The organism is Novosphingobium fuchskuhlense, assembly GCF_001519075.1.
GTDB lineage: Bacteria > Pseudomonadota > Alphaproteobacteria > Sphingomonadales > Sphingomonadaceae > Novosphingobium > Novosphingobium fuchskuhlense.
On the sequence record NZ_KQ954245.1, the window covers coordinates 746,677 to 762,660 of the forward strand.

At 65.7% G+C, this 15,984-nt stretch carries 12 protein-coding genes; all 12 read left to right on the forward strand.

The genetic code is table 11. The features are described from left to right. The first annotated feature begins 18 nt into the window (after positions 1-18). The 12 genes from AQZ52_RS13180 to AQZ52_RS13235 all read left to right on the forward strand — a co-directional run bounded on the left by AQZ52_RS13180 (position 19) and on the right by AQZ52_RS13235 (position 15,982). Entirely contained in the window at positions 19-1,227 is a 1,209-nt protein-coding gene (locus AQZ52_RS13180) for a CoA transferase (protein WP_067911527.1), read from the forward strand. After that, positions 1,224-2,456 (forward strand): acetyl-CoA C-acetyltransferase, encoded by a 1,233-nt coding sequence (locus tag AQZ52_RS13185; RefSeq protein WP_067911530.1) that lies wholly within the window; start codon positions 1,224-1,226, stop codon positions 2,454-2,456. Before AQZ52_RS13180 ends, AQZ52_RS13185 begins: the two co-directional genes overlap by 4 nt. Positions 2,457-2,458: 2 nt before the next feature. Further along, the gene (locus tag AQZ52_RS13190) at positions 2,459-4,051 is read left to right on the forward strand and encodes an acyl-CoA dehydrogenase family protein (protein ID WP_067911533.1); all 1,593 of its coding nucleotides are present in this window, start codon (positions 2,459-2,461) and stop codon (positions 4,049-4,051) included. Further along, positions 4,051-4,911, forward strand: a complete 861-nt coding sequence (locus AQZ52_RS13195) for an HTD2 family dehydratase (protein ID WP_067911536.1) — start codon at positions 4,051-4,053, stop codon at positions 4,909-4,911. Before AQZ52_RS13190 ends, AQZ52_RS13195 begins: the two co-directional genes overlap by 1 nt. Further along, the gene (locus AQZ52_RS13200) at positions 4,908-5,864 is read left to right on the forward strand and encodes an NAD(P)H-binding protein (RefSeq protein ID WP_156424931.1); all 957 of its coding nucleotides are present in this window, start codon (positions 4,908-4,910) and stop codon (positions 5,862-5,864) included. Before AQZ52_RS13195 ends, AQZ52_RS13200 begins: the two co-directional genes overlap by 4 nt. Then, positions 5,864-6,793 carry an alpha/beta fold hydrolase gene (locus AQZ52_RS13205; protein ID WP_067911539.1) on the forward strand — a complete coding sequence of 310 codons (930 nt, stop codon included), beginning with the start codon at positions 5,864-5,866 and terminating at the stop codon, positions 6,791-6,793. Before AQZ52_RS13200 ends, AQZ52_RS13205 begins: the two co-directional genes overlap by 1 nt. A gap of 352 nt (positions 6,794-7,145) precedes the next feature. Beyond that, the gene (locus AQZ52_RS13210) at positions 7,146-10,148 is read left to right on the forward strand and encodes a TonB-dependent receptor (protein ID WP_067911543.1); all 3,003 of its coding nucleotides are present in this window, start codon (positions 7,146-7,148) and stop codon (positions 10,146-10,148) included. Between the two features lie 109 nt (positions 10,149-10,257). Further along, positions 10,258-11,784: a tryptophan halogenase family protein gene (locus AQZ52_RS13215; RefSeq protein ID WP_067911546.1), complete on the forward strand. Its 1,527-nt coding sequence runs from the start codon at positions 10,258-10,260 to the stop codon at positions 11,782-11,784. Continuing rightward, positions 11,781-12,500 carry a SapC family protein gene (locus AQZ52_RS13220; protein ID WP_067911549.1) on the forward strand — a complete coding sequence of 240 codons (720 nt, stop codon included), beginning with the start codon at positions 11,781-11,783 and terminating at the stop codon, positions 12,498-12,500. The genes AQZ52_RS13215 and AQZ52_RS13220 overlap by 4 nt, the downstream gene beginning before the upstream one ends. Further along, on the forward strand, positions 12,493-13,524 hold the full coding sequence (locus tag AQZ52_RS13225; RefSeq protein ID WP_067911552.1) for a cupin-like domain-containing protein: 1,032 nt from the start codon (positions 12,493-12,495) through the stop codon (positions 13,522-13,524). The genes AQZ52_RS13220 and AQZ52_RS13225 overlap by 8 nt, the downstream gene beginning before the upstream one ends. Then, complete coding sequence (locus tag AQZ52_RS13230) at positions 13,521-15,035, forward strand: tryptophan halogenase family protein (protein WP_067911555.1); 1,515 nt, start codon at positions 13,521-13,523, stop codon at positions 15,033-15,035. Before AQZ52_RS13225 ends, AQZ52_RS13230 begins: the two co-directional genes overlap by 4 nt. Continuing rightward, positions 15,035-15,982, forward strand: a complete 948-nt coding sequence (locus AQZ52_RS13235) for a glycoside hydrolase family 16 protein (RefSeq protein WP_067911558.1) — start codon at positions 15,035-15,037, stop codon at positions 15,980-15,982. Before AQZ52_RS13230 ends, AQZ52_RS13235 begins: the two co-directional genes overlap by 1 nt. Positions 15,983-15,984: the final 2 nt, after the last annotated feature.

Here is a 15,984-nt window from a genome sequence, read left to right on the forward strand (position 1 = left end):
CTGAAAGCCTTCGCCCCAATGTACAACCTGCTCTCCGGCATCACGGTGATGGAAGTATCGTCCTTCGTCGCCTCGCCGACCATCGGGCTCTATCTCGCCCAATTCGGGGCAGAGGTGATCCGCGTCGACCAGATCGGTGGCGGACAGGATTTCAAGCGCTGGCCGCTCACCCCTGAAGGCCATTCGCTGTCGTGGGAAAACCTCAACCGCGCCAAGAAAAGCGTCGCGCTCGATCTGACGAAACCCGAAGGCCGTGCGGTGCTGACAGAGCTGATCCAGAAAGTCGGCACGCTTGTTACCAATCTGCCCGTCGGCGGCTTCCTGGCACATGAGAAGCTGGCGGCCGACCGCCCGGACCTCATCACTGTGCGCGTCATGGGCTGGCCCGATGGTGCCATCGCGCTCGATTACACAGCCAACGCCGTGGTCGGCTATCCCGCGCTTACTGGTACGCTCGCCGACCCGTCTCCGGTGAACCACGTGCTTCCCGCCTGGGACTTGCTGACCGGAGCCTACGGCGCCTTTGCCCTCGTCTCTGCGCTGCGCCGCCGCGATGAAACGGGCCTTGGCGGCGAGGTCCGCCTCCCCCTCACCGATATCGCGATGGGCTCGGCCGCCAATCTCGGCCGCGTCGCCGAAGTCCTCCAGAACGGCGAGGACCGTGAGCGCCTCGGCAATGGCGTCTACGGCACCATCGGACGCGACTTCGTGACCGCCGATAGCGTCCGCGTGATGATCGTCGCGATCAACGAACGCCAGTGGCAAGGCCTCGTCCGCGCGCTCGAACTGCAACCCGGCCTCGCCGCGCTGGAGGCCCGCCTCGGCGTGTCGTTCACCGGCGATGACAGCGTGCGCTACACCCACCGCGATGCGATCTACGCACTGATCGAAGCGGCTACCTCCCCGCTCTCCCACGCCGCGCTGGCCGAAAAGCTCGATGCCAACGGCGTGACCCACGGCCCCTACAAGACCATGCCCGAAGCCGTGCAGTACCCGCGTCTGGTCGGCGAAAATCCGATGTTCACCGAGACGGCGGACAACCCCAGCGGCTTTGCCTACCCCGCCGCCGGTGCCTTTGCCACCTTCCCCGGCCTTGAACGCCGCACGCCAGCCCCGGCCCCGGTGCTGGGCGCGGATACGCGCGACGTTCTTGCCCGCCACCTTTCGCTTGATCCCAAGGCCATAGACCAGCTCCTCGAAGCTGGCATTGCAGGAACCCCCGCATGACCAAGCTCACCCGTGCTGCCATCGTCGCCCCCATCCGCACCGCTGTCGGCAAGTTCGGCGGCAGCCTCGCCGATCTCAACGCCGGGCAGCTTGGCGCAGTGATCCTGAAAGCGCTTATGGAGCGCACGAAGATCGACCCCGCACGCGTTGATGACGTCGTCTTCTCGCAGGGCTACGGCAATGCCGAGGCCCCCGCCATCGGCCACTGGTCGTGGCTCGCTGCGGGGCTCCCGCTTGAAGTCCCCGGCTACCAGCTTGATCGCCGTTGCGGCTCGGGCCTGCAAGCTGTCATCAACGCCGCGATGATGGTGCAGACCGGCCAGTCCGATGTCGTCGTCGCGGGCGGCGTCGAGTCCATGTCCAACGTCGAGTACTACACCACCGAAGGCCGCCGCGGTACCCGCGCGGGCGGCCTCATGCTGCATGATCGGCTCACCCGGGGCCGCCTCATGTCGCAGCCGATCGAGCGCTTCGGCGTCATTTCCGGCATGATCGAGACCGCCGAGAACCTCGCGCGAGACTATCATATCAGCCGCGAAGCCTGCGACGCCTATGCTGTGCGCAGCCACCAGCGCGCCGCTGCAGCATGGAAAAACGGCCTGTTCGATGATGAGCTGGTCCCCGTCGAAATCCCCCAGAAAAAGGGCGATCCGAAAATCTTCGCACACGATGAAGGCTACCGCGCCGATGCCACGATGGAGAGCCTCGGCGCGTTGAAGGCGCTCGAAGCCAAGGCCATACCGGGCGCGGTCGTCACCGCGGGTAATGCCAGCCAGCAGAACGACGCTGCCGCCGCCTGCCTCGTCGTGGCCGAACACAAGCTGGAGGAACTCGGCCTCGAACCGATCGCCTGGTTTCATTCGTGGGCCGCCGCCGGCTGCGATCCCGCGCGCATGGGCATCGGCCCCGTCCCCGCCGTGGAGCGCCTCTTCGCCCGCACCGGCCTAGGCTGGAATGATATCGACCTCGTCGAACTCAACGAGGCCTTCGCCCCGCAGGTGCTCGCCGTGCTCAAGGGCTGGGGCTGGAGCGACGACGACAGCCGCCACGACATGCTCAATGTCAACGGCTCGGGCATCTCGCTCGGCCATCCCATCGGCGCGACCGGCGGGCGCATTCTGGCCAACCTCACCCGCGAACTGGTGCGCCGTGATGGCCGCTTCGGCCTCGAGACCATGTGCATCGGCGGCGGCCAGGGCATCGCGGCCGTGTTCGAGCGCGCGGCGTAGCCATGGATCTTAAAGCGCCGCTTGAAGCAGCCATAGCCTACCGCGAAGCCGCTCGCGCCGCCCTCGCCCGCCGCCTCGCCAATCGCCCGGTCGATGCCGAGCAGCGCGCCGCGCACGGCTTTGCATGGATCGCCACCAGCGTCGCCGCGCTGGAAGCCGTGGCGGCATGGGCCGAAGCCGGCGGCGGCGCAAACCCGCTCGATGGCATGGTGGCCCAGCTCGCCTTTGCCGAAACGCTGGGCCAGCTGACCGGCGCGCTCCTTATGGGCCCCGCGGAAATGCTGCGCCCCGCCGATCTTGGCCTCACCGCCGAAGCGCGTGTCCTTGCCGAAGCGGCAGCCTCCCTGCTCGATGCCGACCTTGCCGAAACCCGTGCGGCCCTCGCCGCCGCGCTGGCGGAAGGGCAGTGGCCCAGCGAAACGCTGCACGATCCCGAACTCGACGAAATCCGCGCCCAGTTCCGGCGCTTCACCGATGCGAAAATCATCCCTCACGCGCACAAGTGGCACCTCGCCAACGCGCTGATCCCGGACGAGACCGTGCGCGCGATGGCCGATCTCGGGACCTTCGGCGTTTGCATTCCGGAGGCATACGGCGGCCTCGGCCTCGGCAAGCTCGTCATGTGCCTTGTTAGCGAGGAACTTTCGCGCGGCTGGATCGGCGCGGGCTCACTCGGCACCCGCTCGGAAATCGCAGGCGAACTCATCATGCTCGGAGGCACCGACGAGCAGAAAGCACACTGGCTGCCCCGTATCGCCGCCGGTGAAACGCTCCCCGTCGCGGTCTTCACCGAACCCGATGTAGGCTCCGATCTCGGTGCGCTCACCACCCGCGCCAAGCAGGACGAAAGCGGCGATTGGGTCATCCACGGCGCGAAAACGTGGATCACCCACGCGGCCCGGTCCGACGTGATGACTCTGCTCGTCCGCACGCAGCCTGATACGCCGGGCTATGCCGGCCTTTCCATGCTGCTCGTGCCCAAGCCGCGCGGCACCGAGGACAATCCCTTCCCGGCCGACGGCATGACCGGCAGCGAAATCGAGGTTCTGGGCTACCGCGGCATGCGCGAATACACTTTGCAGTTCGAGGGCATGCGCGCCCCCGCCGAAGCGCTGCTCGGCGGCAAGGAGGGCGCAGGCTTCAAGCAGCTGATGCAGACCTTCGAGGGCGCGCGTATCCAGACCGCCGCGCGTGCCGTTGGCACCACCCGCCGTGCGCTCGAACTCGCCCTTGCCTATGCGCTCCAGCGCAAGCAGTTCGGCCAGCCGCTCTTCCACTTCCCCCGCGTGGCGGACAAGCTCGCCGTCATGCTCGCCGAATACGTCACGGCGCGCGAACTGTCCTATGCCGCCGCCCGCGCCAAGGACGCGGGCCAGCGCTGCGACATCGAGGCCGGAATGGCCAAGCTTCATGCCGCCCGCGCGGCCTGGACCGCCGCCGACGCGTCGCTGCAGATCCACGGCGGCAACGGCTATGCGCTGGAATACGAGATCAGCCGGGTATTGTGTGACGCGCGCATTCTCTCGATCTTCGAAGGCGCGGCGGAAATTCAGGCGCAAGTCATCGCGCGCGGCCTGATGGCAGGGCGCGGCTGATGGCGGACTTTGCCCCTTGGATCGGCCGCGAAGAACGGCGCCGCGACATCCTTACGCCCGGCCTGCTCACCCGCTGGTGCGCCACGCTAGACCGCGCCGAACCGGCCGACCAGACCGCTCCGCAGGGCCTCCACTGGTGCCTCTGCCCCCCCGATGCCCCGACCGCCGAACTGGGTCCCGATGGACACCCCAAGCGCGACGACAGCCCCGGCAGCCTGCTCCCCCCGCTCCCGCTCGAGAGGCGCATGTGGGCGGCAGGGGCGGCGGAATTTGTCGCCCCCATCCCCGTTGGTGCCGGCATCGAACGGCGCACCCGCGTGCTGGCGATCACCGAGAAGAACGGCGGCACCGGTCCGCTGGTGTTCGCCGAACTCGCCCACGAAACACTGGCAGACGGCGTGGTCGCCATCCGCGAAACCCAGACGCTGGTCTACCGTGACGCACCGCCGCCCGGCAGTCCCCTTGCCCCGCCACCTCTGGCTGAAGGCCGTTTCGATGCAACGGCTTGGGATGCCACGCGCGAGGTGCTGCCCACATCCGCTCTGCTGTTCCGCTACTCGGCGCTGACCTTCAACACGCACCGCATTCACTACGATCACCCCTACGCGACCGGCACCGAAGGCTATCGCGGCCTCGTCGTTCATGGTCCGCTGATCGCCACGCTCCTGCTCGATCTCGCCCGCCGCACGCTGGGATCGGAAACCGCTCTGGCCAGGTTCAGCTTCCGTGCTGTTTCTCCGGCAATCGCCGATGAAGCGTTGCACCTTGCCCTCAAGCACGAGGACGGCGGCCTCATCCTCGCCGCCCATGCCGCGGATGGCCGCCAGATCATGGCCGCGAAGGCCGTGCCGGCGCCATGACCCGCGTCGCCCTGCTCGGCGCGACCGGCACAATCGGCCGAGCGACGGCGGCGGCGCTCATCGAGGCTGGGCATGATGTCGTCGCCATGGTGCGCCGCCAGCCCGCCGAGCCGATCCCCGGCGTCACAATGCGCCGTGCGGATCCGGCCGATCCCGTCAGCCTTGCGCGCGACGGTTTTGCGAACGAGGCATTCGATGCCGTCGTATCGTGCATGGCCTCGCGCACTGGCCTGCCGCGCGATGCGTGGGCGATCGACCACAAGGCGCACAGCCACGTGCTGGCCGCGGCGCGCAAGGCCGGCGCGGCGCATTTCGTGCTGCTGTCGGCCATCTGCGTGCAGAAGCCGCGCCTTGCCTTCCAGCGGGCCAAGCTCGCGTTCGAGACCGAACTGGTCGCGTCGGGGCTAAGGTATTCGATTGTCCGACCCACAGCCTTTTTCAAATCGCTGTCCGGCCAGATCGAGCGGGTGCGTGGCGGCAAGCCCTTCCTCCTCTTCGGGGATGGCACGCTCACGGCCTGCAAGCCGATCAGTAACCGCGATCTTGCCGCCTACCTCGTCGGCTGTCTCACCGATCCAGATCGCTGGAACAAGGTTCTGTCCATCGGCGGCCCCGGGCCTGCGATCACCCCTCGCGAGCAGGGCGAGGCGCTGTTTGCCCTGACCGGCGTGGAAGCGAAGTTCCGCTCTGTCCCACCCGGCTTCCTGGCCGGCATCGCCAGCGCGTTGGGTCTCGCTGCACGCGTCGTTCCGCCGCTTGCGACCAAGGCCGAACTCGCCCGCATCGGCCATTACTACGCAACCGAGTCCATGCTCGTCCTCGATCCAGCAACCGGCCGCTACGATGCCGCGCTCACGCCCGAAACCGGCACCGATACGCTGCTGGACCACTACCGCGCCGTGCTCTGCGGCGAAGCCGCTGCGGATGAGCGCGGCGATCACGCGGTGTTCTGATGCTGCGCCGCATCCTGCGCTGGGCTGCTGCGTTCTGCTTTCTCGCCATCGCCGGGCTCGCACTTTGGCTCAACGCACCCGACAAACCCCGCGCCGCGCTGGAGGCCGCCTATCCCGGCGAATACCTCCACGTGCGCGGCCAGCGCATGCGGGTTCTTGATAGCGGCCAGCGCGGCGCGCCCGCATTGATCTTGCTGCACGGCTTCGGATCAAGCCTCGATACCTGGGAGCCATGGGCAAAGGCACTGTCCGCCCGGTACCGTGTCGTCCGCCTCGATCTGCCCGGTTTCGGCCTCACCGGCCCGGACACAACCTGCGACTACAGCGATGCGCGGACGCTGCTGGTGCTCGAAGGCCTGATGAACCGGCTCGGCATTGCGCGCGCCACGCTGATCGGCAATTCGCTCGGAGGCCGCTTCGCGTGGGAGTTTGCCGCCCGCTATCCGCTGCGCGTCGACAAGCTCGTGCTGATCTCACCCGACGGCTTTGCCAGCCCCGGCTTCGACTATGGCAAAGCGCCGGAAGTGCCCTTCGTGATGAACCTCATGCCCTGGGTCGGTGCGCGCGCGCTGATCCGGGACAACCTTGCGCCTGCGTGGGCCCACCCAGAAGCCCTGCCCGACAGCGTCGTCGATCGCTACCGCGACATGCTGCTCGCCCCCGGCGTGCGCCGGGCCATTCTCGATCGGACGCGGCAGACCATCCTTGTCGATCCGGCCCTGCGTCTGCGCAGCATCACCGCGCCGACGCTGATCCTGTGGGGCGAGGAAGACCAGATGATCCCGGTGCGCAATGCCGAAGATTATCTGCGCCTGATGCCCCATGCCCGGCTTGTCCGCCTTCCGGGCATGGGCCACGTACCTTTCGAGGAAAGCCCCGCCGGATCGCTGCCGCCCCTCGCGCGCTTCCTGGCTGGCGAGAAGCCCTGAACCTGCTGCTATTGCCTCCCGCCGCCGGGCCCGAGCAGTCTGCGGTCTGATGTGGCGGAGTGATCTTGCGCGGTTGGCAAAGCGGTTTGTCAGCTCTAAGCCTCCCCCGCCCGGCATGCCTTTGCTGCATGCATATATTGCGCTGGCTGGGATGGGCATGGCCCGCGCCATAGGGCCTTGGCGCATTGCAACCCACCGCTGCGCATCAACGACATAGGGGGTAAAAACAGCGGTGATGTCTGCGCGAAACGTCTTAGAGCGCCTTGACGCCGTGAACGTTCTCAGATAGGTGAACGTTCACAATTACCGCATCGTTTTCAAAAAACGTCGGATTTCAGGGGGAAGAATCGGAATGAAAGGATCGCGCAAGGTCGCCTACGCCCAGCTCATGCTGGGGGGTTCGGCTGCCGTACTCGCTCTCACCGCGCAGCAGGCCCTCGCGCAGGAAGCAGCTCAGGTTGCTTCGGCTCCGCAGGCGGCCGCAAGCGATGCCGAGCCCACCACCATCGTGGTGACTGGTATCCGCGCTTCACTGCAGAGCTCGCTTGGTATCAAGCGTGACGCAACCGGTGTTGTCGATGCGATCAGCGCGCTCGATATCGGCAAGTTCCCCGATACGAACCTTGCGGAATCGCTCCAGCGCATCACCGGCGTGTCAATCGACCGCACGGGCGGCGAAGGCTCGACGGTCACAGTCCGCGGCTTCGGTCCCGATTTCAACCTCGTGCTACTCAACGGCCGCCAGATGCCCACCTCATCGCTCGGCGATGCGGCCAGCCCGCCGAATTCGCGCAGCTTCGATTTCGGCAACCTCGCGTCCGAAGGCATTGCGGGCGTCGAAGTCTACAAGTCGGGCCGCGCCACGCTGTCGACCGGTGGCATCGGCTCGGTGATCAACATCAAGACCGCGCGTCCGCTGGATCGCCCTGGCCTCCACGGTTCGATCGGCGTGAAGGGCGTCTATGACACCTCGCGCTTCGAGAACAAGACGGTCACACCTGAAGTCTCGGGCATCATCAGCGATACCTTTGCCGATAATCGCATCGGCATTCTCGTCAGCGGCTCTTACCAGGACCGCAAGTACAGCCAGGCGCAGTTCACCGCGGGCTGGCGCGAAGGCTACAAGGGGGATGAGAATAACTGGGGCTCGCTGCCGATGGACGCCAACGACTGGCGCGGCAACTTTGCCAAGACCCAGAACCGTCCCGGCCCGAACGACGTCTATCAGGTGACGCAGAACGCCGGTTACGACTTCATCACCTCGCGCCGCCAGCGCTACAACGGCCAGGCGGTGCTGCAGGTGAAGCCCACCGACACGCTGACCGCCACTGTCGACTACACCTTCTCGCAGAACACTGTCGAAGCGCGCAACAACAGCATCGGCGTGTGGTTCAACCACAACAACACCGCGAGCAGCTGGACCGACGGCCCGGTCGCCGGACCGAATTTCTACGCAGAAGATTTCCGTCCGGGCGAGAACAAGGACCTTGCCATCACCGGTGCGGTCGCGGCCAACCGCACGATCAACCGTTCGATCGGCGGCAACCTGAAGTGGAAGGGTCCCGGCGGGCTCAAGCTCGAACTCGACGGCCACCACTCGACGGCCGAAAGCAAGCCGACCTCGCCTTATGGCAGCAACATCGCTGTGGGCAGCGCTGTCTATGGCGTGACCAGCCAGAAGGTTGATTTCACGCACCAGATCCCGGTGATTTCGGTTACCATGGCACCTGGCGCGGACATCACCGCCGCCAATATCCGGCCCGCCGGCAATGCCTTCCGCAACGCCTATTTCCGCGACGAGATCAACGAAGGTACCTTCCATGGTTCCTACGATTTCGATGCCTCGTTCATCGATAGCCTCGATTTCGGCGTTACCTATACCGAGAACAAGGTGCGCTCAGCCTTCGGGGTGATCCAGAACGACACCTGGGGCGGCACGCTCTCTGCTGCGGATACGCCGGACTCGCTCTATACACAGCGCAACCTGTCGAACGACCTCAAGGGTGCCGAGGGCTACAATGCCAGCGGGATCATCCAGAACTACTTCGAAGTCGATACGACGAGCCTGATCAAGCTGCTTGACAGCAAGCTGAGCATCTGTGGCAGCGCGACTACTGCTGGCACCTGCCTCGCCAGCTTCACCACCGATCGTTCGATCCGTGAACGGACCTGGGCGCCCTACATCCAGACGCTCCACAGCTTTGACCTGGGTGAAAATCCGGCGCACCTGCGGCTCGGCCTGCGCTATGAAACGACCAAGGTCGATGCATCCTCGCTCGTGCCGATCCCGCAGCGCACCGTGTGGTCGGGCGGCAACGAGACCGGGATCGACTACGGCACGCCGACGATCTCCTCGTTCGCATCGCTTTCTGGCAAGTATCACAACTGGCTGCCGGCGGTCGATTTCGACATGGCGCCGATCAAGAACGTCAAGCTGCGCGCATCGTACAGCCAGACTATCACACGGCCCGACTATGGCAGCCTCCAGGGCGGCACCACGCTCGCTGCCCCGATCCGTATCGGGGGCAGCACCGCCTCGAGCGGCAACCCCGGCCTGCTTCCCTACAAGTCCTACAACGTCGATCTTTCGGCCGAGTGGTATTATGGGCCGTCAAGCTACATTTCGATCGGCTTCTTCCACAAGGTGGTGAAGAACTTCATCTCGCAGACGCAGCTGAACCAGCCTGCGTTCGGTCTTACGAACGCCAATGGCGGTGCGTTTAACAAGGAAGCCCGCGCAGCCCTCGGTGCTGATGCATCGGCGCAGCAGATCATCGACTACATTGCCTCCAAGCATCCGAGCAGCGCTGTCTATGACAGCACGGGACGGGTCTCGGGCATCGTCGGTCAGGCCAATGATCCGATCGTCAACTTCATCACCACGGTTCCGATCAACTCCGATCAGAAGAACACGATCCATGGCTGGGAATTCGCCATCCAGCACAATTTCTGGGAAACCGGATTTGGTGCGATCGTGAACTATACGGTGATGCAGAGCGATCACAACATCGACAATGCCATCCCGCATTATACCCCCCAGTTCGCGGTTCCCGGGGCCAGCAACAGCGCCAATGCGGTCGTCTACTATGACAAGCATGGCCTGCAGGCGCGGGTCGCCTACAACTGGCGCCAGGGCTTCCTCTCGGGCTACGGACAGGATCCGTACTACATCAATTCCTACGGCCAGTGGGACATGAGCGCGAGCTACGAGGTCCGGAAGGGTGTCACGATCTTCGGCGAAGGGATCAACATCACCAACGCTGATCGCCGTGGCCACATGCGCAACGCCCAGATCGTGACCTTCTCGGCTCCCGGCTATGCGCGCTGGGCCGCGGGGGCTCGCTTCACCTTCTGACCGGTTACATTGTCCGGAAGGTCGTGAAATCGAGAGAGCCGCACTGCCCCCAGCGGTGCGGCTCTTCTCTTTGGCAAGTCAGGCATTTGTGCGTTATGGTCGCCCTCGCATGAGCACCGCGGTTCAGCATATCGTCATCGTCGGCGGCGGCACCGCCGGGTGGCTTTCTGCGTGCGTGCTGGCCGCAAGGCTGCCGGACAAACGCATCACGCTGGTCGAGGCGCCCGACATCCCGACCATAGGCGTCGGCGAAGGCACCTGGCCGACGATGCGCGAGACCCTCGCGACCATCGGTATTCCTGAATCTGAATTCCTTGCCACCTGCGATGCGGCCTTCAAGCAGGGCTCGCGCTTCGATGGGTGGCGCGATGGTTCCGCTGCGGATTCCTATCTCCATCCCTTCAGCGCGCCCCCGGCGGCCGAAATGCGCGCGCTCGCCTCTGCCTGGCAGACCGGAGGCGCGTCCGGACCCTTCGCTGCAGCGATTACCCCGCAGCATGCCGTTTGCGCCGCACATCTCGCGCCGCGCCAGCGATCCATGCCGGACTACGCTGGCGCGCTGAACTACGGCTATCACCTCGATGCCGGCAAGTTTGCCGCGCTCCTCATGCGCCATGCCACACAGCGGCTCGGCGTCACCCGGATTGCCGCTCAGGTCGGCGGCGTCACCTGCGCGGCAAACGGCGACATTGCTGCACTTGTGCTGCAGGACGGGGAGCAGCTTCCCGGCGATCTGTTCCTCGATTGCTCGGGGCAGGCGGGCATCCTCATCGCTGGCCAGTGCGGCGCCGACTGGGTGGACCGCTCCGACGTTTCCTTCAACGACCGGGCTCTGGCCGTGCAGGTGCCGGTCGAACCGGGCAGTCCCATCGCCGCGCAGACGATCGGCACCGCGCACGAAGCGGGCTGGCTGTGGGACATCGGCTTGCCCGCCCGCCGCGGCATCGGGTGCGTCTATGCCTCGCGCTTCCTGTCGGACGAGCGCGCGGACGAGATCCTCAGAGCCTATGTTGCCGCACGCGTGCCCGGTACGGATGTCGCCGCCCTTACCCCCCGCAAGCTCACCTTCCGGACCGGCCACCGCGACCGCTTTTGGATCGGCAACTGCCTGGCGGTCGGTCTTTCCGCCGGCTTCATAGAACCGCTCGAGGCCTCGGCCATCGTCCTGATCGAACTATCCCTGAAGGCGCTTGTCGAAAACGTCCCGCAGACCCGCGCCGCCATGGATATTCATGCCGCGCGCTTCAACGAGGTGTTCCGGTACCGCTGGGACCGGATCGTCGAATTCCTCAAGCTGCACTATGTGCTGAGCGCGCGCACCGAGCCCTATTGGCAGGCCCAGCGTGCGGCCGAGACGATCCCGGCGCGCCTTGCCGAATGCCTCACCCTGTGGCGCGACCAGTCGCCGTCGGCCTGGGATTTCCCCCGCGTTGACGAGATGTTCCCCGCAGCCAGCCAGCAATACGTGCTGCATGGCATGGGCTTTCCCGTCCCGCTGTCCGGTGAGGATCCCTCGCCTGCCCGCCTCGCCGAAGTCGCCGCCAAGGCCCGCGCGCTCGCTGCCGCGCTGCCCACCGCGCGCGACTATCTCGATCGTCTGGCCGCGCAATCCGCGGCTGCCAGGATACCCGCATGAGCCAGCACCAGATCCTCAACCCCGCCGAGCACGGCCAGCTTCGCATCCAGACTGAAGCCGGCGCCGAATATGGTGACAATGTCATGGCGAGCCTCGTCATGCCTGCAGAATTCCGCGAGGCGCAGGCGCATTATCCCATCGTGCTGCGCCGCGATGCCGAAACGGGCAAGCTCGCCGCACTTGCGTTGTTCGGGTTCGAGGCGGGCGAGAACCTCTACCTCGAAGGTGGCCACTGGGACGCCCGCTACACGCCCATGGCCCACGCCGTACAACCCTTTCTGATTGGCCGCCCGGCCGAAGATGGTTCCGCTCCGCAAGTCCACATCGACATGGCGAGCCCGCGCGTTTCCAGCACCGGCGAAGGCGTGCGCGTGTTCGACGATGCGGGCAGCCCGACCCCCTATCTCGAAACCATCGCCACCATGCTCGGCGATCTCGATTACGGATGGCACGACGGCGCAGACTTCTTCATCGCGCTCGAAGCCTATGGCCTTGTCGAACCGTTCACGCTCGAAGTCACGCTCGACAACGGCGCGGTCCAGTCTCTCGTCGGCTTCCAGACCATCCACGAAGAGCGCCTCGCAAGCCTCGACGGCGAAGCCCTCGAAGCCCTGATGGGCCAGGGCCACCTCGCGCGCATCTACATGATCCTCGCCAGCCTCGCACAGTTCGGCAATCTGGTCACGCGCAAGAACCGCCGGATCGCGCTTGGCTGAAGCAGACGCCTCGATCTTCGCCGCGATGCCTGCGGTACAAGAGCGTGTGGCTTCCGACGCCGCTGCGCTCGATGCCCTGCTACACGGCGCACGCACGCCGTTCGTGATCCGCGGCCTCGCCCGGGACTGGCCGCTGGTGCAGGCCGGCCTCGTCTCGGCGCGCGCTGCCCGTGCCTATCTTCTTGAACGCGCCCGCCCGGTCCCCTTCTCCGTCGCGCTAGGTGAGCCCGGCAAGGACGGCCGCCTGTTCTATAGTGACGACATGGCCATGAATTTCCGCGAGGCGCGCGGCAAGTTGGCAGACATCTTCGGCGGGTTCGACGCCAACGAAAGCCGCGCGGATGCCCCCGCGATCTATCTTGGCTCCATCGATGTTCCCGCCCACTTCACCACGGTTGCGGCGGAGAACACCCTCGCCCTCGGCCAGCGCGAAGCCATCGTCAGCTTGTGGATCGGCACATCCACCCGTATTGCCGCGCACAACGATTTTCCCGACAACCTTGCCGTCTGCGCCGCCGGTCGCCGCCGCTTCACGCTGTTCCCGCCCGAACAATTCGCCAATCTCCACCTTGGCCCGATCGACAACACGCCGGCGGGTCGCGCCGTCTCGATGGTGGATTTCCATGCGCCCGATCCCGACCGGCACCCCCGCTTCACCGAGGCGCTTGGCACCGCGCAAGTCGCCGTGCTCGAACCGGGCGACGCTTTGTTCATCCCCTCGATGTGGTGGCACCACGTCGAAGGGCTCGCCCCGTTCAACATCCTGATGAACTATTGGTGGCGCGATACGCCGCGCTGGCTCGGCCAGCCGCAGGACGCGCTCAACCATGCGATCCTCTCGATCCGCGACCTGCCGGTCGAAGACAAGGCGATCTGGCGCGCGCTGTTCGATCACTATGTGTTCGAAAACAGCCCCGAAGTGACCGACCATATTCCCGAAGGCGCGCGCGGCATTCTCGATCCGCTGGACCCCGCCGCCGCCGGCCGCCTACGTTCCTTCCTGCTGAGGACCCTGAGCAAATGACCGAAGCCCATGCCAAGCAAGGCCCCAAGCGCCGCGTCGTGATCGCCGGGGGCGGCACCGCGGGATGGATGGCCGCCGCCGCGCTTGCCCGCACGATGGGTGATGCAATTGACCTCGTGCTCGTCGAATCCGATAACATCGGCACGATCGGCGTCGGCGAAAGCACGATCCCCCCGCTGGTGACCTACAACCGCCTGCTCGGCATTGGCGAGGCCGACTTCATGCGCGCCACGCAGGCCACCTTCAAGCTCGGCATCAATTTCGAGAACTGGCGCGTGCCCGGCGAAAGCTACTTCCATTCCTTTGGCAACACCGGCCGCGATCACTGGAGCGCGGGCTTCCAGCATTTCTGGATGCACGGCCTGAGCAAGGGCCACACGGCAAGCTACGACGACTATTGCATCGAGCTTCAGGCCGCCAGAAGCGCGAAGTTTGCGCACCTGCCGGATGGCCGGATCAACTATGCCTACCAGCTCGATTCCGGCCTCTATGCCGTGTTCCTGCGCAAGCTCGCCGAAGCCGACGGCTGCCGCCGCGTCGAGGGGAAGATCGCCGAGGTCCTGCTCGATGGCGAGAGCGGCGATATTGCGGCGCTCCTGCTCGAATCCGGCGAGCGCCTCGAAGGTGATCTGTTCCTCGATTGCACCGGCTTTCGCGCGCTGCTCATCGAAGGCGCCCTCCATGTCGGCTATGATGACTGGTCGCATTGGCTCCCGTGCAATTCCGCCATCGCAGTGCAGACCGCCAGCGTGCGCCCGCCCGTGCCCTACACCCGCGCGATCGCGCATGATGCGGGCTGGCAATGGCGCATCCCGCTCCAGCACCGGCAGGGCAACGGCATCGTCTATTGCAACCGCTATCTCTCGAAAGATGCTGCGCTCGATCGCCTGCTCTCGACGGTTGAGGGCGACGTGCTGACCAAGCCCAACGTGATCAGCTTCACCACCGGCGCGCGGCGCAAGCAATGGCATCGCAACTGCGTTGCCGTGGGTCTCTCGGGCGGGTTCATGGAACCGCTCGAATCCACCAGCATCCACCTCATCCAGCGCGCCATCCTGCGCATCATCCGTATGCTGCCAGCGGGCTCCATCAGCCCGCGCGACGTGGCGGAATTCAACGATCAGCAGATGACCGACATGGAGCAGATCCGCGATTTCCTGATCCTCCACTACAAGGCGACCGACCGCCGCGACAGCCCGTTCTGGCGGCAGTGTGCTGCGATGGAGATCCCCGAAAGCCTCACCCACAAGATCGAACTGTTCCGCGAAACCGGCCGCGTCTTCCGCAAGAACGAGGAGCTTTTCGTCGAGAACAGCTGGGTGCAGGTGATGATGGGACAGGGCATCATGCCGCAAAGCTACCACCCGGTCGCGAAAAAACTCTCGGATACGGAACTGGGGCACCTGCTTGCCGGCCTGCGCGAAAGCGTGGCCAAGACCGTTGCGGGGTTGCCCGATCACCAGGCCTATGTCGCGCAGTATTGCGGCGCGCAGGAAGCACGGGCAGCCTGATGCGGCAGCTCCTGGCCCTGCTCGCTACCGCGCCTCTGCTCGCGGCCGCACCCCCGACCGCCCACGCCGCCGCCTCGGAATGGAAGCTGGTCTGGTCGGACGAGTTCACCGGAACTGCCATCGACCGGACCAAGTGGGACTTCGATGTCGATTGCTGGGGCGGCGGCAACAATGAGCGCCAGTGCTACACCGACAAACCCGTCAACGCGCGCATCGCCGCAGGCAAGCTGGTGATCACGGCCCGCCACGAGCGCAGCACCGGCCCCGCGCTGCCGGCCAGCCAGCGCCCCAATCCGGCCGATCCCGGGCAACTCGTCACGCGTGAATACAGCTCGGCCCGGCTGGTCACGCGCGGCAAGGCCTCCTGGCGCTATGGCCGGATCGAAGTGCGCGCCAGTCTGCCACAAGGCCAGGGCACCTGGCCCGCGATCTGGATGCTGCCGGAAAAGTGGGTCTATGGCGGCTGGGCCGCGTCGGGCGAGATCGACATCCTCGAAGCAGTCAATCTCGGCGCGCCCTGCAAGGCCTGTGCGGGCGGGCAGGAAGAGACGATCTACGGCACGATCCATTTCGGCAAGCAATGGCCGGGCAACACCTATGTCCACACCACGTTGCATTACCCGCCGGTCCTGAAAGGCTATCACATCTATGCCATCGAATGGCAGCCGGACCGGATCATCTGGAAGGTCGATGGCAAGATTTACGCGACGCGCCAGCGCAGCGAATGGTGGACATCAGGGTCCTCCGTGCCCGGCGCGCCGTTCGACCAGCCCTTCCATCTCCTCCTCAATCTCGCCATCGGCGGCAACTTTCCTGAATCGCTGGGCACAGGCGGCGTCTCGAACGCCAATTTTCCCAAGCGCTTCTTGATCGATTGGGTGCGCGTCTGGCAGAAGCCCACACAGACCGCCAGCGCACCGCCGGTGGGAACCGAAGGGGGCAGGTAACG